This is a genomic window from Saccharopolyspora sp. ID03-671 (assembly GCF_045278815.1).
GTDB lineage: Bacteria > Actinomycetota > Actinomycetes > Mycobacteriales > Pseudonocardiaceae > Saccharopolyspora > Saccharopolyspora ipomoeae.
On the sequence record NZ_CP134054.1, the window covers coordinates 1,375,410 to 1,395,784 of the forward strand.

Annotated in this window: 20 protein-coding genes; 2 read left to right on the top strand and 18 right to left on the bottom strand. The window is 72.0% G+C overall.

The window, feature by feature from the left end:
* Positions 1–8 precede the first annotated feature (8 nt).
* Together REH65_RS06465 and cmk are read right to left on the bottom strand one after the other, a co-directional pair.
* Positions 9–680 carry a lysophospholipid acyltransferase family protein gene (locus REH65_RS06465; RefSeq protein ID WP_281455725.1) on the bottom strand — a complete coding sequence of 224 codons (672 nt, stop codon included), beginning with the start codon at positions 678–680 and terminating at the stop codon, positions 9–11.
* Entirely contained in the window at positions 677–1,399 is a 723-nt protein-coding gene (cmk, locus tag REH65_RS06470) for a (d)CMP kinase (RefSeq protein WP_406691707.1), read from the bottom strand. Before cmk ends, REH65_RS06465 begins: the two co-directional genes overlap by 4 nt.
* A 182-nt stretch (positions 1,400–1,581) precedes the next feature.
* Here cmk and REH65_RS06475 point away from each other — a divergent pair, with 182 nt between their 5' ends.
* Both REH65_RS06475 and REH65_RS06480 read left to right on the top strand, forming a co-directional pair.
* Positions 1,582–2,064 (top strand): cation:proton antiporter regulatory subunit, encoded by a 483-nt coding sequence (locus REH65_RS06475; protein WP_281455727.1) that lies wholly within the window; start codon positions 1,582–1,584, stop codon positions 2,062–2,064.
* Positions 2,065–2,119: 55 nt separating this feature from the next.
* Entirely contained in the window at positions 2,120–3,295 is a 1,176-nt protein-coding gene (locus tag REH65_RS06480) for a cation:proton antiporter (protein ID WP_406691708.1), read from the top strand.
* A 60-nt stretch (positions 3,296–3,355) separates the two neighbouring features.
* On the opposite strand, the gene REH65_RS06485 is transcribed toward REH65_RS06480, so the two are convergent.
* From REH65_RS06485 to REH65_RS06560, 16 genes are all read right to left on the bottom strand, one after another.
* Entirely contained in the window at positions 3,356–4,129 is a 774-nt protein-coding gene (locus tag REH65_RS06485) for a pseudouridine synthase (protein WP_281455729.1), read from the bottom strand.
* Positions 4,119–4,871 carry an SMC-Scp complex subunit ScpB gene (scpB, locus tag REH65_RS06490; RefSeq protein WP_406691709.1) on the bottom strand — a complete coding sequence of 251 codons (753 nt, stop codon included), beginning with the start codon at positions 4,869–4,871 and terminating at the stop codon, positions 4,119–4,121. The genes REH65_RS06485 and scpB overlap by 11 nt, the downstream gene beginning before the upstream one ends.
* Positions 4,871–5,791, bottom strand: a complete 921-nt coding sequence (locus REH65_RS06495) for a segregation and condensation protein A (protein WP_406691710.1) — start codon at positions 5,789–5,791, stop codon at positions 4,871–4,873. Before REH65_RS06495 ends, scpB begins: the two co-directional genes overlap by 1 nt.
* A complete protein-coding gene (locus REH65_RS06500; RefSeq protein WP_406691712.1) occupies positions 5,788–6,147 on the bottom strand; it encodes a hypothetical protein in 360 nt (119 codons plus the stop codon). The genes REH65_RS06495 and REH65_RS06500 overlap by 4 nt, the downstream gene beginning before the upstream one ends.
* Positions 6,144–7,082 carry a ParA family protein gene (locus tag REH65_RS06505; RefSeq protein ID WP_281455733.1) on the bottom strand — a complete coding sequence of 313 codons (939 nt, stop codon included), beginning with the start codon at positions 7,080–7,082 and terminating at the stop codon, positions 6,144–6,146. Before REH65_RS06505 ends, REH65_RS06500 begins: the two co-directional genes overlap by 4 nt.
* A gap of 175 nt (positions 7,083–7,257) precedes the next feature.
* The gene (xerD, locus tag REH65_RS06510; protein WP_406691713.1) at positions 7,258–8,205 is read right to left on the bottom strand and encodes a site-specific tyrosine recombinase XerD; all 948 of its coding nucleotides are present in this window, start codon (positions 8,203–8,205) and stop codon (positions 7,258–7,260) included.
* Positions 8,202–8,858: an NUDIX domain-containing protein gene (locus REH65_RS06515; protein ID WP_406691714.1), complete on the bottom strand. Its 657-nt coding sequence runs from the start codon at positions 8,856–8,858 to the stop codon at positions 8,202–8,204. Before REH65_RS06515 ends, xerD begins: the two co-directional genes overlap by 4 nt.
* Before the next feature lie 76 nt (positions 8,859–8,934).
* Positions 8,935–10,650 (bottom strand): CTP synthase, encoded by a 1,716-nt coding sequence (locus REH65_RS06520; RefSeq protein ID WP_406691715.1) that lies wholly within the window; start codon positions 10,648–10,650, stop codon positions 8,935–8,937.
* A gap of 236 nt (positions 10,651–10,886) precedes the next feature.
* The gene (locus tag REH65_RS06525) at positions 10,887–11,831 is read right to left on the bottom strand and encodes a copper transporter (RefSeq protein WP_406691716.1); all 945 of its coding nucleotides are present in this window, start codon (positions 11,829–11,831) and stop codon (positions 10,887–10,889) included.
* Entirely contained in the window at positions 11,828–13,012 is a 1,185-nt protein-coding gene (gene steA, locus REH65_RS06530; protein ID WP_281455738.1) for a putative cytokinetic ring protein SteA, read from the bottom strand. Before steA ends, REH65_RS06525 begins: the two co-directional genes overlap by 4 nt.
* A 227-nt stretch (positions 13,013–13,239) precedes the next feature.
* Entirely contained in the window at positions 13,240–15,036 is a 1,797-nt protein-coding gene (gene recN, locus REH65_RS06535) for a DNA repair protein RecN (RefSeq protein ID WP_281455739.1), read from the bottom strand.
* A 119-nt stretch (positions 15,037–15,155) separates the two neighbouring features.
* Positions 15,156–16,043: an NAD kinase gene (locus tag REH65_RS06540; RefSeq protein ID WP_281455740.1), complete on the bottom strand. Its 888-nt coding sequence runs from the start codon at positions 16,041–16,043 to the stop codon at positions 15,156–15,158.
* Positions 16,040–16,894 (bottom strand): TlyA family RNA methyltransferase, encoded by an 855-nt coding sequence (locus REH65_RS06545; protein ID WP_281455741.1) that lies wholly within the window; start codon positions 16,892–16,894, stop codon positions 16,040–16,042. The genes REH65_RS06540 and REH65_RS06545 overlap by 4 nt, the downstream gene beginning before the upstream one ends.
* Positions 16,895–16,898: 4 nt before the next feature.
* Positions 16,899–17,129 carry a hypothetical protein gene (locus REH65_RS06550; RefSeq protein ID WP_093421418.1) on the bottom strand — a complete coding sequence of 77 codons (231 nt, stop codon included), beginning with the start codon at positions 17,127–17,129 and terminating at the stop codon, positions 16,899–16,901.
* Positions 17,130–17,250: 121 nt separating this feature from the next.
* Complete coding sequence (locus tag REH65_RS06555; RefSeq protein ID WP_406691717.1) at positions 17,251–18,249, bottom strand: HAD-IIA family hydrolase; 999 nt, start codon at positions 18,247–18,249, stop codon at positions 17,251–17,253.
* A complete protein-coding gene (locus REH65_RS06560; protein ID WP_406691718.1) occupies positions 18,246–20,219 on the bottom strand; it encodes a hypothetical protein in 1,974 nt (657 codons plus the stop codon). Before REH65_RS06560 ends, REH65_RS06555 begins: the two co-directional genes overlap by 4 nt.
* Positions 20,220–20,375 lie beyond the last annotated feature (156 nt).

The following is a 20,375-nucleotide window of genomic DNA, read 5'->3' on the forward strand; positions in this document are numbered from 1 at the left end:
CTCGTCGGTCACGCTCGTTTACCTCTCACATCGTCTTCGGTCCGGTCGGCGACCAGCCGATCCAACTCGGCGATCAGCTCGACCAGTTCGGTGCGCACGGTGTCGGTCGCCGCCACCAGCCCGGCGCGGCCCTTGCCGCCCGCCGGGGAAATCGGCTCCCCGAACAACACGTCGATCCTGGGTAACAGCCTACGGCCCGATCCTTCGGGTCGTCGGGTGCCCCGGCAGGCCACCGGCAGGATCTGGGCGCCCGAGGCGCGCGCCAGCCACGCGGCCCCGTGCTGGGCGTTGTCGACGTCACCGGAACCGCGGGTGCCCTCGGGGAACACCCCGACCAGCCCGCCGCCCTTGAGCACGCGCACGGCCGCGAGCAGCGGGGTGCGGTCGGGTTCGCCGCGGCGGACGCCGATCTGCCCGATGCGGGTCAGGAACCAGCCCAGCGCGCCCTTGAACATCTCCTGCTTGATCAGGAACACCGCCGGGCGCGGCACCATTCCCAGCAGCAGCGGGCCGTCCAGCAGGGAGCTGTGGTTGGCCACCAGCACGACCGGGCCGGTGCGCGGCACCCGGTCGGCGCCGTGGACCTTCACCCGGAACGGCAGGCGCAGCGGACGCCGCGAGATCCACTGGCCGACCCGGTGCAACCACGGCCAGGAACCGTCGGGGAGCTGCTCGCTCACACCGCACCTCCGTCGCCGGTCACGAGCCCGCGCGATTCCACGAGCTTGATGAGCTGTTCGAGGACCCCGTGGATGTCGAGGTCGGTGCTGTCGACCTCCACCGCGTCATCGGCCTGGCGCAGCGGCGCGACCTTGCGGCCGGAGTCCAGGGCGTCGCGGCGCTGCACGTCGGCGTGCGTGCTGCGCAGGTCGCTCCGCCTCCCGTCGGAGGCGTCCTGGGCGGTGCGGCGCGCGGCCCGCGCCTCGGCGGAGGCCGTCAGGTACACCTTCAGTCCCGCGTCCGGCACCACGACGGTGCCGATGTCGCGGCCCTCGACGACCATGCCGCCCGGCTCGGTCATCGCCCGGCCGATCAGCTCCCGCTGCAGCGCCACCAGCAGTTCGCGGACCTCGGCGACCGCCGAGACCGCCGACACCGCGCCGGTGACCTCCGGGCCCCGGATCTCGCCCTCGACCTCGGCCCCGTCCAGCCGCACGCCGGGAGCCAGCGGGTCGGTGCCCATGCTCAGCTCGGCGGCCCGGGCCACCCGGGTCACCTCGGCGGCGTCGGCCGGGTCGACCCCGGCGCGCAGCACCGCGAGCGTCACCGCCCGGTACATGGCGCCGGTGTCGAGGTAGGTCGCGCCGAGCGCCGCCGCCAACTTCCTGGACACCGTGGACTTGCCGGTGCCCGACGGTCCGTCGAGAGCCACCACTCCGCGAAGCCTGGCCTGCGCCACGTCGCCGTTCCTCCCCGCATCACGTGCACGGCCCCGGCGGGTCGCCGGAACCAACGAACCATTCTGCCTGGCCGCCACGCGGTGGTCGGCATCGCACCCGGTTGCGGATCGGAACCGGACCGAGACCGAGAGAACGCCGGGGGGATCTAGGAATACGGGTCCAGACCTTTAGGGTTAAAAGGGTGGACGTAACTGTGACTCCGCTGCCGGGGCTCGGCACGCGCCAGGACTTCACCACCGGATCCGGTCACCGCGTCGGGGTGATCACCTACCGGGACGGTCGCTTCGAGCTGATCGTCTCCGACCACGAGGACCCGGACAAGGTCGCCGCCTCGGTGGAGCTGTCCAGCACCGAGACCAGCACGCTGGCCGGGCTGCTGGGGGCTCCGCAGCTGGTGGCCAAGCTCTCCGAGCAGCAGCGGGAGGTCGCCGGGGTGACCACCTGGCAGCTGCCGGTGCCCGCCGGTTCGCCCTACGCGGGACGGGAGCTCGGCGACACCGAGATGCGCACCCGCACCTCGGTGTCGATCGTCGCGGTGGTCCGCGACGGCGTCGTCCACCCGTCACCGCGGCCGGACTTCGTCTTCGCCTCCGGCGACCTGGTCGTCGTGGTGGGCACGGCCGACGGGCTGCGCGCGGCCGAGGAGATCCTCGCCCGCGGCTGAGGAGGATCGCGACCGTCACAACTCCATACGCAGGGAACACGCGAGAGGAAACACGGTGCACGACACGGCGATCTCCCTTATCGAGCTGGGAGCGGTGTTCTTCGGTCTCGGCATCCTCGGGAGGCTCGCGTGGAAGATCGGCATATCCCCGATCCCGCTGTACCTGCTGGGCGGGGTCGCGTTCGGCACCGGCGGCCTGATCCCGCTGCACGGCATCCAGCCGTTCACCCACATCGCCTCCGAGATCGGCGTGGTGCTCCTGCTGCTCCTGCTCGGGCTGGAGTACTCCGCGGGCGAGCTGGTCACCGGCCTGCGCCGCTCGTGGCTGGCGGGCGTGATCGACATCGTGCTCAACGCCGCCCCGGGCGCCCTGGTGGCCCTGGCGCTGGGCTGGGGACCGATCGGGGCGCTGGCGATGGCCGGTGTCACCTACATCTCCTCGTCGGGCATCGTCGCCAAGGTGCTCGGCGACCTGGGCAGGCTCGGTAACCGCGAAACCCCGGTGATCCTGTCGATCCTGGTCTTCGAAGACCTCGCGATGGCCGTCTACCTGCCGATCCTCACCGCCCTGCTGGCGGGGGTGAGCTTCGTCGGCGGGCTGACCGCCGTCGGCATCTCGCTGCTGGTGATCACCGTCGTGCTGGTGATCGCGCTGCGCTTCGGCAAGTACGTCTCGGCGATCGTCGACAGCCCCGATCCCGAGGTGTTCCTGCTGCGCCTGCTCGGCGCCGCGCTGCTGGTCGCCGGGCTGGCCTCGGAGCTGCAGGTCTCGGCCGCGGTCGGCTCGTTCCTGCTGGGCATCGCGATCTCCGGGTCCACCGCGCAGAACGCGACCCGGATGCTGGAGCCGCTGCGCGACCTGTTCGCCGCGGTGTTCTTCGTCGTCTTCGGCCTCAACACCGACCCGGAGCTGATCCCGCCGGTGCTGCCGGTCGCGCTGGGCCTGGCCGTGCTGACCGTCCTGACGAAGGTGCTCACCGGCTGGATCGCGGCCCGCATGCAGGGCGTGGCGCGGATGGGCCGGCTGCGCGCGGGCGCCGCGCTGGTGGCGCGCGGCGAGTTCTCCATCGTCATCGCGGGGCTGGCGGTGTCCTCCGGCGCGGTGAACGGAGAGATGGCGGCCCTGTCCACCGCCTACGTGCTGCTCATGGCGATCCTCGGACCGGTCGCCGCTCGCGTCGTGGAACCCCTGGCCCGCGCGGTGCTGACCCGCAAGACCCAGGCGGCCTGAGATGCGCGGAAGCCGCGGTCGGGAGCGTTCCCGGCCGCGGCTTCCGACGTTCTCAGCGCGTCACATGCCGACGATCTTGTACAGCGAGCTGATCTCCTGGCGGTTGAGCGGCCGGATGGCGCCCTGCCGCTCGGTGGTGAGCTGGACGTCGCCGATGCGGGTGCGCACCAGGCGCTGCACCGGGTGGCCGACGTGCTTGAGCAGCCGGCGCACGATGCGCTTGCGGCCCTCGTGCAGCACGATCTCGACCAGCGCGCGGTTCTGGTTCTGGTCGACCAGCTTGAAGCGGTCCACCTTCACCGGACCGTCGTCGAGCTCCACGCCCTCCTTCAACCGCTGCCCGAGGTCCTTCGGGATGGGCCCGAGCACCTCGGCCATGTAGGTCTTGCGGACCTTGTAGGACGGGTGCATCAGCCGGTTGGCGAGCTCGCCGTCGTTGGTGATCAGCAGCAGGCCCTCGGTGTCCTGGTCCAGGCGGCCCACGTGGAACAGCTTGCCCTGGCGTTCCCGCAGGTAGTCACCGATGCACGGACGGCCCTTGTCGTCGGACATGGTGCACAGGATCCCGGCGGGCTTGTTCAGCAGCAGGTGCGTCAGGTTGTTGTTGACCATGATGCGGCTGCCGTCGACGTGGATGACCGCGGTCTCCGGGTCGACGCGGCGGCCCAGCTCCATGACGACCTCGCCGTCGACCTCGATGCGGCCCTCGACGATCATCTCCTCGGCGGCCCGCCGCGACGCGACACCGGCCTGCGACAGCACCTTCTGCAACCGCACCCCCTCTTCGCTGGGGTGCTTCGCGGCACTGGACGGGGAACGGCGTTCAGACGTCATCGATCGAATCCACTTCGGGCAACAGGGGTGCGAGCGGCGGCAGGTCCTTGAGCGACGACAGCCCCAGCCGCTCCAGGAACAGCTCGGTCGTGCAGTACAGGATGCCGCCCGTCTCCGGGTCGGTGCCGGCCTCACCGATCAGGCCGCGCCCCACCAGGGTACGGATGACCCCGTCCACGTTCACACCCCGTACCGCCGCGACCCGCGAGCGCGTCACCGGCTGCCGGTAGGCGATCACCGCGAGGGTCTCCAGCGCCGCCCGGGTCAGCTTGGTCCGCTGCCCGTCGAGCAGGTAGCGCTCGACGTAGCCCGCGTACTTCTCCCGCGAGTAGAACCGCCAGCCGTCGCCGACGTAGCGCAGGTCGATGCCGCGCTCGCTCTCGGCGTAGCCCTCGGACAACCGCCGCAGCGCGCCGCGCACCCGTCCCACGGGCTGCTCCAGCGTGTCGGCCAGCAGCTCCTCCCCCGCGGGCACGTCCACCACCAGCAGCAACGCCTCCAGCGCGGCGTCCAGCTCGGAGTCCTCCGTCAGATCCGGCGCCCCCGACACCTCCACGGCGTCGTCCCCCGCGCCCTCGCCCTGATCACCGGAGGTTCCGGCGGAAACCGCATCCGGCTCAGCGGCCCCGGTCGGCTCCGCCACCTCGTCGGCCTCCAGGGGGAGGGACGTTTCGGTCGAAACCTCGCCGTCGTTCTCGGGGACGGAGGTCCCAGCGGGAACCTCGGATTCCTCGGCGGGCATCAGCCGTACTCCTCCTCTTCCTGGTTGGCGCGCTGCTCCTCGGCCTCGGCCCGGGCCTGGTCGAGCGAGCCGCCGACCCAGGTCACCTGCAGCTCGCCGAGCGGGCTGTCCTGCTCGAACTGCAGCACCTTCTCCCGGTACAGCTCCAGCAGCGCCAGGAACCGGGCCACCACCTCGACCGTGTGCCCGCAGTCCGACACCAGCTCGGTGAAGGTCAGCGTGCCCTTCTCGGCCAGCCGCACCCGCAGCAGCGCCGCGTGCTCGCGCACCGAGACGCCGTGCTGGTGGATGTGGTCCAGCGACACCGTCGGCGGCGGTTTCGGCCGGAACACCGAGGCGGCGATCTCGGCGAACCGCTGCGGGTCGACGCCGATCACCACCTCCGGCAGCAGGTTCTCGTAGCGCTCCTCCACCGACACCGAACGCGGGTAGCGGCGCAGCGCACCGGCCTCCAGCTCGCCGAACAGCGCCGCCACCTGCTTGTAGGCGCGGTACTGCAGCAGCCGCGCGAACAGCAGGTCGCGGGCCTCCAGCAGCGCGAGGTCGGCCTCGTCCTCGACCTCGGCGGCGGGCAGCAGCCGCGCGGCCTTGAGGTCCAGCAGCGTCGCGGCGACCACCAGGAACTCGGTGGTCTCGTCGAGGTCCCACTGCTCGCCGAGCGCGCGGGTGTAGGCGATGAACTCGTCGGTGACCTTGTGCAGCGCCACCTCGGTGACGTCGAGCTCGTGCGCCGAGATCAGCTGCAGCAGCAGGTCGAACGGTCCCTCGAAGTTCTCCAGCCGCACGGTGAACTTGCCGTCACCGGAGTGCTCCTCGGGTGCGGCTAACGGCGAATCCTGCTGCGCTGCGTCGTCCCCTGCGTCGGAGGGCGCGAGTTCGGCCCCAGCGCCGGAGGGCGCGGGTTGGGCGGCATCGGTCACTCGCCGGACTCCCGCAGGTGCCGGACCAGGACGGAGTCCGCACCGCGCTCGGTGAAGTCGGAGAGCAGCACCGCGATCGCCTCGCGCACGACGCGGCCGCGGTCCACGGCGATGCCGTGGTCCGCCCGCAACGCGAGCCGAGCCTGCTCCAAACCCAGCAACTCCTCGTCGGACACGTACACGGTGATCTTCGAATCGTGCTTGCGCCGACCGGAACCCGCCGTCCGCGGCCGTCCCCGCTCCTCGACCGGGGATGCCGGCGTCCGGTCCTCCTGCGGCGCCGAGGCCTGATCCGTTCGGGAAACAGTAGTACGGAACAGTTCGGCGGCTCCGGGCAGGGCGACCCGACGCGTCATCGAGCGATCACCTCGCGGGCCAGCGCCCGATAGGCCTGAGCTCCGGCGGAGCGGGGCGCCCAGCGGGTGATCGGCTCACCGGCGACCGTGGTCTCCGGGAACCGCACGGTCCGGTTGATCACCGAGTCGTACACGACGTCGCCGAACGCCTCCACGACGCGCTGCATGACCTCGCGCGAGTGCAGCGTGCGCGGGTCGAACATGGTGGCCAGTATCCCGCTGATCTCCAGCTTCGGGTTCAGCCGCTCGCGCACCTTCTCGATGGTGTCGATCAGCAGCGCCACGCCGCGCAGGCTGAAGAACTCGCACTCCAGCGGGATGATCACGCCGTCGGCGGCGGCCAGCGCGTTGACGGTGAGCAGGCCGAGCGAGGGCTGGCAGTCGACCAGGATGTAGTCGTACTCCTCGATCGACTGCCGCAGCACGCGCAGCAGCGTCTGCTCGCGGCCGACCTCGGTGACCAGCTGCACCTCGGCGGCCGACAGGTCGATGTTGCTGGGCAGCAGGTCCATGCCCTCGACGGTGGTGCGGCGCACCACGTCGTCGACGGTGACCCCGCGCTCCATGATGACGTTGTAGATGGTCTGCTCTAGCTGGTGCGGCTGCACGCCGAGGCCGACTGAGAGCGCGCCCTGCGGGTCGAAATCCACCAGCAGCACCCGACGCCCGTGTTCGGCCAGCGCGGCACCGAGGTTGATCGTCGAGGTGGTCTTGCCGACGCCGCCCTTCTGGTTGCACATCGCCAGCACCGACGCGGGACCGTGGTGGTCCAGCAGCGGTGGTTCGGGGATGTGGCGGAGCGGCCGACCGGTCGGACCGAGGCCGCGGCTGTCCTGGTTGTCGGCGTTGGCCTCAGGACCCGTGGTCTCGGGGGCGATGCTCAGGTCGACCGCGCCCCGAGGCCGCCGGGCGGCGGAAGGATGCGGCAACGACATGGCGATCTGACTCCTTCGGTACCGGTGGCGATCGATCGCAGCCTAAGTCGCTCAAACGAGCTGCGGCAACGTGCCTCGCCGTGGTGTCGGTAATTGGCTCGGTGGAATGGCCGTGATTCTGCTGTGATGAAGATCTACCGCCTTGGTTGATCACGCGCATGCGCAAGTGGTGATCTCACCCCGAAAGGTGTGCGCGCGGATGCGCGGTGGCGTAGACCTCCCGGAGCGTGTTGACCGTGACCAGCGTGTACACCTGCGTCGTGGTCACCGAGGCGTGCCCGAGCAGCTCCTGCACCACCCGCACGTCCGCCCCTCCTTCCACCAGGTGCGTGGCGAAGGAATGGCGCAGCACGTGCGGCGAGACGGTTTCGGCGATTCCCGCCCGTTGCGCAGCTGTTTTCAACGCGTTCCAGGCGCTCTGGCGGGAAAGTCCGGTGCCGCGCGAATTCAGGAACACCGCCGAACTGCCGCGCCCGCGCGCCACCAGCACCGGTCTCGCCCGAACCAGGTAGGCCTCCAGCACCTCCAGCGCGGGACGTCCGATCGGCACGAGCCGCTGCCTGCCGCCCTTGCCGTCCAGCAGCACGGTCCGGTCGGTGCGGTCGATGTCGTCGACGTCGAGGCCCACCGCCTCGGAGATCCGCGCACCTGTGGAGTACAGCAGTTCCAGCAGCGCCCGGTCCCGCAGACCGCGCGGATCGTCGCCCCCGGCGTGCTCCAGCAGCCGACCCACGTCGTCCACCGACAGCGCTTTCGGCAGCCGCTTCGGCGGGCTCGGCGGCGCGACCTCGCGGGCCACGTCGACGGCGATGCGGCCCTCGGCGTGGGCGAAGCGGTGCAGCCCGCGCGCGGCCACCAGAGCCCGCGCCGCCGACGACGACGCCAGCGGCGGCCGTCCCTCGACGCCTTCGCGCAGCTGCGCCAGGAATTCGGCCAGGTGCTCGGTGCGCACCTCGTCGAGCGCGGAAACCCCCTGCGTCACCAGGAATTCCGCGTAGCGGCGCAGGTCGCGGGCGTAGGAGTCGAGGGTGCTGCGCGCGGTTCCGCGCTCGACCGCGAGGTGGTCGAGGTACTCGCCGACGGCGGAGCGCAGTCCCGCCGGCAGCGATTCGAAACCCTTCACCGCGCGGCGAACCGCTGCGGCCGGTCGGTCCACTCGGCGTCGGCCGGGCGGGGCGGCGCGACACCGTCGAGGGCGGCCCGCGCGGCCAGCAGGCCCGCCACCGCGGGCCCGTTCACGATCTCCCCCGCCAGCGCCATCCGCACCGCCTCGGCCAGCGGGAACCGCTCGATGACCAGGTCCGCCTCCTCGTCGCCGACCGCGTCCGGCCGTTCCACCTCCGACAGACCGGTGGCCAGGAACACCCGCACCACCTCGTCGGTGAACCCGGGCGAGGTGGCGACGTCGACCAGCACCGACCAGTTCTCGGCGGCCATCCCGCTCTCCTCGGCGAGCTCGCGCTGCGCGGTGCGCACCGGTTCCTCGCCGGGCTCGTCCATCAGGCCCGCGGGCAGCTCCCACAACCGGCGGCCGATCGGGTACCGGTACTGGTGCACCAGCACGACCCGCTCCTGCTCGTCGATCGCGGCGACGGCCACCGCCCCGTAGTGCTCGACGACCTCTCTGCGCGCGTGCCCGCCACCCGGCATGCCGACCTCGTCGGCCCGCAGCGCCAGAATCCGCCCGACGTAAACGTCCTCGCTGGTCAGCGTGGTGAACTCGTGCTCTCCGTTGGTGCGCGCGACACCGCTACCCGTGGTCTCCACAGCCACCACCCTAGAGCCGATCGCCCGAACGTGACGCGGCCCGCACCGACGTGATCGTCGATGCGGGCCGCTCACCTGCGATGGATCAGGCCCCGGCGGGCTCGGACTCCGGTTCGGCCACGGTCGGCTCCAGCTCGACCGGCAGCCGCTCCGCCGCGCGGTAGTCGATCGCCGCCTTCACGAACGCCGCGAACAGCGGGTGCGGGCGGGTCGGCCGGCTCTTGAGCTCCGGGTGCGCCTGGGTGCCCACGAAGAACGGGTGGATCTCCCGGTCGAGCTCGACGAACTCGACCAGCCGGTCGTCCGGCGAGGTGCCGGAGAAGACCACGCCCGCCTTGCTCAGGCGATCCCGGTAGGCGTTGTTGACCTCGTAGCGGTGCCGGTGCCGCTCGTGGACCTCGCTGCTGCCGTAGGCCTCGGCGACCAGCGATCCCTCGGCCAGCTTCGCCGGGTAGGAGCCCAACCGCATGGTGCCGCCCATGTCCCGGTCGCCCGAGATCACGTCGTGCTGGTCGGACATCGTGCTGATCACCGGGTGCTGGCAGGGCTCCTCGAACTCGGTGGAGTTCGCCCGCTCCAACCCGGCCAGCGACCGCGCCGACTCGATCACCATGCACTGCAGGCCCAGGCACAGGCCGAGGATCGGGATGCTGTTGGTGCGCGCGTAGCGGATGGCGCCGAGCTTGCCCTCGATGCCGCGCACGCCGAACCCGCCCGGGATCAGCACGCCGTCCACCCCGGCCAGCGCCTGCGCGGCACCGGCGTCGGTCTCGCAGGTGTCCGAACCGACCCAGGAGATCTCGACCTTGGCGTGGTGGGCGAACCCACCGGCGCGCAGGGCCTCGGTGACCGACAGGTAGGCGTCGGGCAGGTCGACGTACTTGCCGACCAGGGCGATGCGCACCCGCTCGGACGGGTTGTGCACCCGGTCCAGCAGGTCGCCCCACACCGACCAGTCGACGTCGCGGAACGGCAGCCCGAGCCTGCGCACCATGTAGGCGTCCAGGCCCTCGCTGTGCAGCACCTTCGGGATGTCGTAGATCGACGGCGCGTCCGGGCAGGCCACCACGCCGTCGGTGTCGACGTCGCACATCAGCGCGATCTTGCGCTTGAGGTCGGCCGGGAGCTCGCGGTCGGCGCGGCACACCAGCGCGTCGGGCTGGATGCCGATGTTGCGCAGGGCCGCCACCGAGTGCTGGGTGGGCTTGGTCTTCAGCTCGCCCGACGGCGCCAGGTAGGGCACCAGCGAGACGTGCAGGAAGAAGCAGTTGTCGCGGCCCACGTCGTGGCGGACCTGGCGGCAGGCCTCCAGGAACGGCAGCGACTCGATGTCGCCGACGGTCCCGCCGACCTCGGTGATCACCACGTCCGGGGTGACGCCGTTCTCGTCGGGCTCGGCCATGGCCCGGATGCGGGCCTTGATCTGGTCGGTGATGTGCGGGATGACCTGCACCGTGTCACCCAGGTACTCGCCGCGGCGCTCCTTGGCGATGACCGCGGAGTACACCTGGCCGGTGGTGACGTTGGCGTTGCGGGTCAGATCGCGGTCCAGGAACCGCTCGTAGTGACCGATGTCCAGGTCGGTCTCAGCACCGTCCTCGGTGACGAACACCTCACCGTGCTGGAAGGGGTTCATCGTCCCCGGATCGACGTTCAGGTAGGGGTCGAGCTTCTGCATGGTCACCCGCAGTCCGCGGGAGGTGAGCAGTTCGCCCAGGCTGGACGCCGTGAGTCCCTTCCCCAACGAAGAGGCGACGCCCCCCGTTACGAAAACGTGCTTGATAGTGCGTGCTTGCGGCACCAAGAAAAGCTCCCCGTGGTCAAGCCGTCGCCTGGCTGGATTTCTGCGCTGGCAGGACGGCTGGATCCGTCGCTCCCACGGAATTCCAGCCTAACGCACGGCGGTCGGAGCCCGCACCGAGACCCGCCTTACGCGAAAACGGCGAACCGGCCGGGTCAACCGCCATCCGGCGGTCTTCCGGCCGGTTCGCCGTGACGTCTCGGTGAACGGAACGGGACCAGGCGTGAATCCGCGGGTCACGAGTCGCCGCGGGTGCCCGGCACGGGCCCCTGCGCGCTGCTGGCCACACCGTAGTGCCCGCTCTGCCGGTCCGCCTGCTCGCGGGCGGCCAGCACGACCGCGACGCGACCGGCGCCGGTCTCGGCGTTGTCCACCGTCGACAGGGCCGAGGCGATCGCCGGGTCGACCCGCGCCACCCCGACCGCGCCGCGGCCGTCGGAGGACCCGCTCTCCCCGGCCAGCACCGCGCCCTGCCCGGAGCGGTCGATCTGGGTGGCGAAGCGCGCCAGCGCCGTGGCCCGGTCCGCGGCGTTGTCGCCGGCGAGGCGACCGCCGGTGAGCACCACCGCCAGCTGCGCGGGCCGCAGCCCCTCGGAGGCGGTCGCGTAGCCGCCCCCGGCCAGCCCGGACAGCGCCGCGGCACGCGCGTCGTCAGCCGCCTGCGGCTGCCCGGTCTGCGGGTTGACCAGCGTCAACGGGCCGATCAGGCCGCCCGCGAGAGTGCCCGGGTCGGCGGCCGTGGGCAGCTGGACCCCGGCCGGCAGCAGCTGGGTGACCACGCCGCGCAGCTGGTCCGTGCGGTCCGGGTCGGTCAGCGCCTCGCCGAGGCGGACCTCGCCGGTGACGTCGGCACCGGAGTCGCGCAGCAGCTTCGCCATCGCCGCGCGGCGGCCGTCCTCGACCTCGGGGGAGCTGATCAGCACCACGCTGCGGCCGGTGAGCTGGCCCTGCACCGCCAGCGGCGCCACGGTGGTGTCGAACCGGTCGGCGGCGTCGGCCTGGGCCTTGAACTGCGCGCGCTCGGCGCCGAGCTGATCGACCTGGGCCTGCAGCTCCTCCTTCTCCCCGCCGACGGACTTGAGCAGGCCCTCGCTGACCGAGCTGGTGCCGAGCACCACGCCCACGGCCAGCGCGAGGAACACCGCGGCGATCGAGATGATGTGGTAGCGCAAGGTGATCACGAGAACAGCCCCTTGAAGTACGCCGAGACGACACCGGCGGTGTCGGCCAGCTGGTCCACGACCGCGGCTCCGAGCCCGGACACCAGCAGCGCCACCACGACGACCGCCAGCACCGCCAGCACCAGCAGGACCACCGCCGACATCGGCGTGCGGCTGCGCTGCAGGGTGGCGACGGCGGCGCCGTCGATGACCTTGCTGCCCAGCCGCAACCGGGTCAGGAACGTCGACGGGTTGGAGCCGGAACGACCGCGGTCGAGGAACTCGCTGAGCGTGGCCTGGAACCCGACGGTGATGATGAGGTCGGCCTTGTGGGCGTCGGCCAGCAGCAGCGCCAGGTCCTCGGGATTGCCGGAGGCTGGGAACGTCATCGCGCCCACGCCCAGGTCCTGGATGCGCTCCAGGCCGGGCGCGTGCCCGTCCAGGTGCGCGGGGATGACCAGTTCCGCGCCGCAGCGCAGCGTCTCGGTGCTCACGGTGTCCGGGGTGCCGACGATGACGCTCGGCTTGTACCCGGCGCGGTGCAGCGCGTCGGCGCCGCCTTCGACGCCGATGAGCACCGGCTTGTACTCGCGGATGTAGCGCTTGAGGCGCCGCAGGTCGTCGGCGTGGCCGTAGCCGGGCGCCACCACCAGCGCCTGCCTGCCCTCCAGCGAGCCGGTCAGCTCGGGCACGCCGATGCCGTCGAGGATCAGCGTGCGCTCGGTGCGCAGGAACTCGATGGTGTTGGCCGAGAAGGCCTCCAGCTGGGTGGCCATCCCGGCCTTGGCCTCGATGAGCTGGTCGGCGATCGAGTTGGCGTCCTGCTCGACGCCGCGCCCCAGCTCGCGCTCCCCGGCGAACACGCCGCCCTCGTGCAGGCGGATCTTCGCGCCGTCCTTGACCTGGTTGAGGATGTCGTTGCCGACCCCGTCGATGAGCGTCACCCCGGCGGCCAGCAGCACCTCGGGGCCGAGGTTGGGGTAGCGCCCGGAGATCGACGGGGCCGCGTTGACGACCCCGATCACCCCGGCCGCGACCAGGGTCTCCGCGGTGCGGCGGTCCAGGTCGGCGTGGTCGATCACCGCGATGTCACCGGTGCGGACCCGGCGCGGCAGATCACCGGAGCGGCGCTCCACCCTGGCGACCCCGGCGAGACCGGGCAGCTCCTCCTGCTGTCGAGTCAGCAGTCCGCTGATTTTCATGCGCCGATGGTGACAAACCCATCACCGATCGTGTCCGCGCCACGCCGAACCCGCTGCGTCATATACCGCAGCGAACGATCCGCCGTTCAGCCCAACAAGCGACAAGCGTCTTCCGGGGAGGACAGCCGACGTGTCGTGCATCGGCGTGCACAAGCCTCGGATCCCGGAGCCAGAAGGCGTGTCAGGTTCCGCTACCCGCACCGCCAAGCAACAAGACCACAGAGCGTTTAAGACTTCCTCTTTCCGCCCTTGGACTTTCGGCCGAACTTCTCCTGGGTCAGCTTGTAGGTGTTCGCCGTCTCCAGGAGCTCTTCGGCGTGGGCGCGCCCGGTTTCGGTGGAGTCCATCCCGGCCAACATGCGGGCCAGCTCCACGACCCGGCGCTCATCGGCGACCAGGCGGACGTCGCTCTTGGTGAGACCACCGTCGACCTGGCCCTTGTCCACCACGAGATGCCGGTCGGCGAAGGCCGCGACCTGCGGGAGGTGGGTCACCACGATGACCTGGTGGGTGCGGGCCAGCCGAGCCAGCCGTCTGCCGATCTCGACCGCCGCGCGGCCACCGACACCGGCGTCGACCTCGTCGAAGACCAGCGTGGGAACCGTGTCGGCGTCGGCGAGCACGACCTCCAGCGCCAGCATGACGCGGGAGAGCTCACCGCCCGAGGCGCCCTTGTGGATCGGCAGCGCGGGCGCACCCGAGTGCGCGATCAGCTGCAGCTCGACCTCGTCGACCCCGTCCGGCCCGGCGTGCAGCGCCCGACCGTCGACCGGCAGCGCGTTCTGATCGCCGTCCTCGGCTTCCTTGGGGCTCACCAGGACCTGCAGCTTGGCCTGCGCCATCGCCAGCCCGGACAGCTCCTCCGAGACCGCCTCGGACAACCCGACGGCGGCCTCGGCGCGGGCGGCGCTGAGCGCCTGGGCGTGCTCGGCGAGTTCCACGGCGAGCTCGTCGCGGCGGGCGGCCAGCGCGGCCAGCGCCTCCTCCGAGGTGTCCATCCCGGACAGCCGGGAACGGGCGTCCTCGGCCCAGGCCAGCACCCCGTCGACGTCGGCCGCGTACTTCTTGGTGAGCTGCTTGAGCTCGGCTTGACGTGCCAGCACCTGCTCCAGGCGAGCCGGGTCGGCGTCGAGCTTGTCGAGGTAGGCGCCCAGTTCCCCGCCCACGTCGGAGAGCACCGCGACGGCCTCGGCCACCCGCGGCTCCAGCTCCCGCAGGGCCGGGTCCTCCGAGGACGCCAACCTGCGCACGGCCTCCCCGATCAGCCCGAGCGCGCCGGGCGCCTCCGGGTCGCCGTCGGCGGAACCGGACAGCGCGTGCTGGGCCCCGGCCGCGATCTCCCGCAGCTGATCGACGTCGGCGAGCCGCCGCGCCTCGTCCACCAGCGAGACGTCCTCGCCCGCTTCGGGGTTGACGGCTTCGATCTCGGCGAGACCGTGCCGCAGCATGTCGGCCTCGCGGGACAGCTCGCGGGAGCGCTCGGTGCGCTCGGTGAGCTCGCGGACCGCCTCGGCCCACTCGGCGCGCACCCGCTGGTAGTCGGCCAGGACGCGCAGCACGGGCTCCCCGGCGAACCGGTCCAGCACCGCGCGCTGCTCCCCCGGCCGCAGCAACCGCAGCTGGTCGTTCTGCCCGTGCACCGCCAGCACCTGCTCGGACAGCTCCGAGAGCACGCCGTTGGGCACCGAACGGCCGCCCAGGTGCGCCCGGGAGCGCCCGTCCGAGGTGACCGTGCGCAGCGCGATCAGGCTTCCGTCGTCGTCGGGTTCGGCACCGGCGTCCCCGGCGACCTTCGCCGCCGGCGAGTCCGGGGTCGTCGCGAAACGTCCCTCCACGACGGCCCGCTGCGCACCGGAGCGGACGCGCGAGGCGTCGGCCCGGCCGCCGCTGAGCAGGTGGAGGCCGGTGACCACCATCGTCTTGCCCGCGCCCGTCTCACCCGTGACCACGGTCAGGCCTGCGTGCAGTGCGAGCGTGGCGTCGTCGATGACGCCCAGTCCCTGGATACGCATCTCCGCCAACACACACAGCACCCTATCGGCACCGAGGCCCGGGACACGCCCCACTGCGGTGATCGCCACCGAAATCGTTAGACAGTGTGTTCGAGCCCTGGATGCCCGAGCCCGGGGCGCCCGAGCCGCGACTACGTGGCGGGGCCGCGCCACCCCTGCACGGGCAGCTCGAACTTGCGCACCAGCCGGTCGGTGAACGAGGTGTCGTGCAGCCGAACCAGCCGGATCGGCGTGGACCCGCCTACGACCTCGACACGCGCACCCGGCGGCAGGTCGAACTGCCGCTGCCCGTCGCAGCACAGCACCGCGTGATGACCGTGCTGGTCGACCTCCATCGCCACCAGCGAATCCCGCGACACCACCAGCGGTCCGGCGAACAGCGCGTGCGCGTTGCTCGGCACCACCAGCAGCGCCTGCACGTCCGGCCACACCACGGGACCACCGGCGGAGAACGCGTAGGCGGTCGACCCGGTCGGGGTCGAGCACAGCACGCCGTCGCAACCGAACGCCGACACCGGATGCCCGTCGACCTCGACGACCACGTCGAGGATCCGCTCCCGGCTGCTCTTCTCCACGCTCGCCTCGTTGAGCGCCCACGTGCTCGCGACCTGCTCGCCGTTGACCGTCGCGGTGACCTCCAAGGTCATCCGCTCGTCGACGTGGTACCGCGACTCCACGACCGCGGCGATCGCCTCGTCCAGCGCGTCGGAGTCCGCGCCGGCCAGGAATCCGACCCGGCCCAGGTTGACGCCGAACAGCGGAACCCCGGCGGGTCTGGCCAGCTCCGCGGCGCGCAGCAGCGTGCCGTCGCCGCCGAGCACCAGCACCAGCTCGGTGCCCACGGCCGGGTTCTCGTCCGGACTCGTGACCTCGCAGGCGCTGTCGCGCAGCTCGTCGGCCTCACCGGCCAGCGCCCGCACCGCGATCCCCGCGTCGAGCAGACGACCGGCGACCTTCTCCGCTGTGCGCAGGTTCTGCTCCCTGCCGGTGTGCACCACCAGCAGCACCCGTCGGGTCAACTCCCACTCCCTTGCCGGGGTGATTTCCTGGTCGAGTTCTGCGGGCCCCGCTCGACGGCGTCGGCCACCAGGCGTTCCGCGCGGTCGTGGTCGGGGTCGGTTCCGGGGCGCAGCCAGACGAAGTACTCGACGTTGCCGGACGGTCCCGGCAACGGGCTGGCCACCACGTCGCGCAGCCCGAGCCCGTGCTCGGCGGCGAAGTCGATCACGTCGAGGACGGCCTCGGCGCGCAGCTGCGGATCCCGGACCACGCCACCCGAGCCTAGCCGCTGCTTGCCCACCTCGAACTGCGGTTTCACCATCAGCGCAAGATCGGCCGAGTCGCTGGAGCAGGCGACCAGAGCGGGCAGCACGAGCTTGAGCGAGATGAACGACAGGTCGGCGACCACCAGGTCCACCTCGCCGCCGATGTCCTCGGGAGCCAGCGCCCGGACGTTGGTGCGATCGTGGATGCGCACCCGGTCGTCGGTCTGCAACTTCCACACCAGCTGGCCGTAGCCGACGTCGACCGCCACGACCTCGCGGGCCTCGCGGCGCAGCAGCACGTCGGTGAACCCGCCGGTGGACGCACCGGCGTCCAGGCAGCGCTTGCCCGCCACCGACAGCCCGCCGGGTTCGAAGGCCTCCAGCGCGCCGATCAGCTTGTGGGCGCCGCGCGACGCCCAGCCGGGATCGTCGACGTCCTCGGTGACCAGCACCGGGGCGTCGATCTCCACGGCCGTGGCGGACTTGCGCGCGACCATCCCGCGCACCGTCACCCGGCCCGCGGCGACGAGCTCCCCGGCGTGTTCGCGGGATCGGGCCAGTCCGCGCCGAACCAGTTCGGCGTCCAGGCGCGCCTTGCGAGGCACTTCGTCAACTCCGAGGGGTGTTCTGGGACTGCAGGTGGTCGGCCTTCGACAAGGCCTCGGTCAGCGCGCTGTGCACGTTCTCGAACCGCTGGACGTGCTCGGCGACGGGCTGCTCGCGCACCTCGTCGAGCTCGGACATCGCCGCCGAGATCGCGTCGATCGCCGACTGCCCGTCGTCGGCCTGGCGGGCCAGCATCGCCGGGTTCGGTGCCTGCTGCTGCCACGGAGAGGTCATGGGCGGGTTCTCCCCTCGATCACCGGACCGGGGTCATCGGGTCCGGGCCACCGGCGCCCGCGCGATCGCCGCGCGGCGCCGCCTTCACGCTAGCCGAACGGTCCGCGCCGTTCCCGTCAGGTCAGTCGATCTCCAGCGCTCGCAGCGCGTCGCGCGCGGCGTCGTCGGTGCCCACGACCTCCACCGGGCCGGAACCGGCCTTCCACCACGCGGCGCACAGCGCGCGCAGGGCACCGAGCTCGTCACCGCCGCCCAGCGCGGACAGCTCAAGTCTGCTCCCGACGGTCACCGACCAGGCCGGTTGCTCGGCGATCGCGACCTCCGAGGCAGGGGCGTGCAGACCGCGCAGGTCCACCGACACGTGGTCGGCACGTTCCGCCGGGATCGCTTCCAGCAGGTCTCGGGGCGTGTTGACGCCGGTCAGCACCATCAGCGACGGCATCCCGGCCTTGACCGCGCCGGCGATGTCGGTGTCCAGCCGGTCGCCGACCATCAGCGGTCTGCTGCCCCCTGCCGAGGACACCGCGCGGTCCAGCAGCGGCCGCTCCGGCTTGCCCGCCACCACCGGGTCCTGGTCGGTGGCCGCGCGCAGCAGCTCCACCAGCGACCCGTTGCCCGGCAGCAGACCCCGCTCGGTCGGCAGGGTCCGGTCGGCGTTGCACGCCACCCACAGCGCGCCGTCGCGAATCGCCAAGCAGGCCTCCGCGAAATCACCGTAGGTCAGCTCGTTGAACAAGCCCTGCACCACCGCCACCGGCTCGTCGGCGAAGGCGTGCACCGGCACCAGGCCGAGCGCGTGCACTTCGGACTCCAGCGCGGGAGAACCCGTGACCAGCACGCGCGATCCGGCCGGCAGCTTCTCGGCGAGCACGGCCGCGCCCGCCTGGGCGCTGGTGCTCACCTCGCTGCGCTCGGCGTGGAGCCCGAGCCCGATCAGGTGGTCCACGACCGCCTGATCGGGCTTGGAGGCGTTGTTGGTGACGTAGCGGACCGGGACGTCGGCGCCGTGCACGCGCTGGATCGACGCCAGCGCGTGCGGGACGAGCTCACCGCCCCGGTAGACCGTGCCGTCCAGATCGAGCAGCACAACGTCGTGCTGGTCCAGCAGCGTGCTGCTCATCGCGTCTGCGATCCTCCTTCGGCCGCAGACCCGGTGACGTTCTCACCGTCCTCGTCAGCCGCCGCGATCTCATCATCGAGGGCGTCGACCTCGGAGTCCAGGTCGTCAGCGAGAGGATCCTCATCCGCTTCGCCGTCGAACTCGTCCTCGTCGTCATCGTCGTCATCGATCTCCGCGGCCGCCTCGGCCTCGGTGACCAGCTCCTCGACGACCTCCGGGCCACCGATCTGCACCGCGAGCTCCTCCAGGCGCTCCGGGGCGTCGGTCTCCTCCTCATCGTCCGCGTGCGCGGCGTGGACGAACCAGGTGAACGCGTCGCGCTCGCGGCCGGCGGCCAGCAGGTTGTCGGCGTAGGCGTAGAACAGCCGGGCGCTCCACGGCTCCTGCCGCTTCGGGTCCAGCTCCGGGATCTGCAGGCTCACCACGGACGCCTCGATCTCGTCGAGGTCGCGGCGCGCACCGGCGGCCACGATCCGCAGCTCGATCTCGTCCTCCTTGTCGAGCTGCAGCGCCTCCTCGCTGCGCACCAGCTCGATGGCCCGCTCCGGGCGCCCCAGCGCCCGCTCGCAGTCCGCCATGATCGCCAGGTGGCCGGGGCCGCCGCCCATCCTGCGCGCCGCGCGCAGCTCGGACAGCGCCTCGCTCCACTCCCCGGTCAGGTACGCGGTGAGACCGTTGGCCTCGCGCACCGACGGGGTCCGGGATGCCTTCTGCCGCGCGAACCGGGCGTGCTCCAGGGCGCGCTCCGGGTCCTCGTCGATCAGCTGACCGGCCGCGACCAGGTGCTGCGCGACCTTCTCCGCAGCGCCCTTGGGCAGCGACAGCAGTTCGCGGCGGATCTCCGGGTCCAGCTCGGACGGGTCGACGCCCTCCTCAGGCAGCGCCGGCTCGACGGGCTTCGGAGCCTCGTCGTCCTTGCGGCGCTCGGGGCGGCGGTCGTCGTCGCGCTTGAAGCCGCCCTTCTTGAACCCGTCCTTCTTGAAGTCGTCGCGCCGCCCGCCCCGGTCGTCCCGGTTGCGGTTGTCCCGCCGGTCGTCGCGGCCCCGCTCGTCGCGACGCGGGCGGTCGTCCCGGTTGCGGTTGTCGCGGTCGTCTCGGCGGGGACGGTCGTCCCGGCGGAAGCCACCGCGGTCGTCGCGGTTGCGGTCGTTGCGGTAGCCGCCCCGGTTGTCGCCGCCCCGGTTGTCCCGGCGGAAATCGCCGCCCCGGTTGTCGCGCCGGTCATCACGGCCCCGGTCGTCGCGACCGCGGTCATCGCGGCGCGGGCGGTCGTCGCGGCGGTAGCCGCCCCGGTCGTCCCGGTTGCGGTCGTCGCGGTAGCCGCCACCTCGGTTGTCCCGGCGGTCGTCACGCCGATCATCACGCCGGAAGTCGTCACGACCGCCCCGGCGGTCATCCCGCCCGCGGTCGTCGCGCCGGAAGTCGTCGCGGCGGGGACGGTCGTCGCGGCGGAAGCCGCCGCGGTCGTCGCGGTTGCGGTCGTTGCGGTAGCCGCCCCGGTTGTCGCCACCCCGGTTGTCCCGGCGGAAGTCACCGCCACGGTTGTTGTCCCGCCGGTCGTCACGGCGGAAGTCCCCGCCCCGGCGGTCGTCGCGGCCCCTGTTGTCGCGGCCCCTGTCGTCGCGCCGGAAGTCATCACGACGCGGGCGGTCATCGCGGCGGAAGCCGCCGCGGTCATCGCGCGGGCCTCGGTTGTCCCGGTCGCCCCGGTATCCGCCGCGATCGTTCCTGTCGTTGCGGTAGCCGCCGCCCCGGTCATCCCGGCGGTCATTGCGGGGGCCGCCGCGGTTGTCGCGGTCGTTGAAGCGACGCTGACCGCCGTCGTTGTCACGGCGCGGGCCACCGTAGGAGCCGCGCCCCTGGGAGTTGCCGCCCGGCTTGCGGTCGTAGTTGCCGCGACCGCCCTGGCCGCTGCGGCCGGCACCGGCCCCGCGGCGGGGGCCGCCGCGCTTGTCGTCGGAACCGGACACCGAACCTCCTGAGAAAGAAAAGCCACAAGATCGCACCGGGGAAGCGCTCCCCGGCTGAGCGCGTCCGGCATCGCGGGGTCTTGATCGACCACCTGCGCTCGCACCGTCATCCGAGCCCCCGAGCAGGGGCTGAACAGCCGCGACCGAACCGCCTTC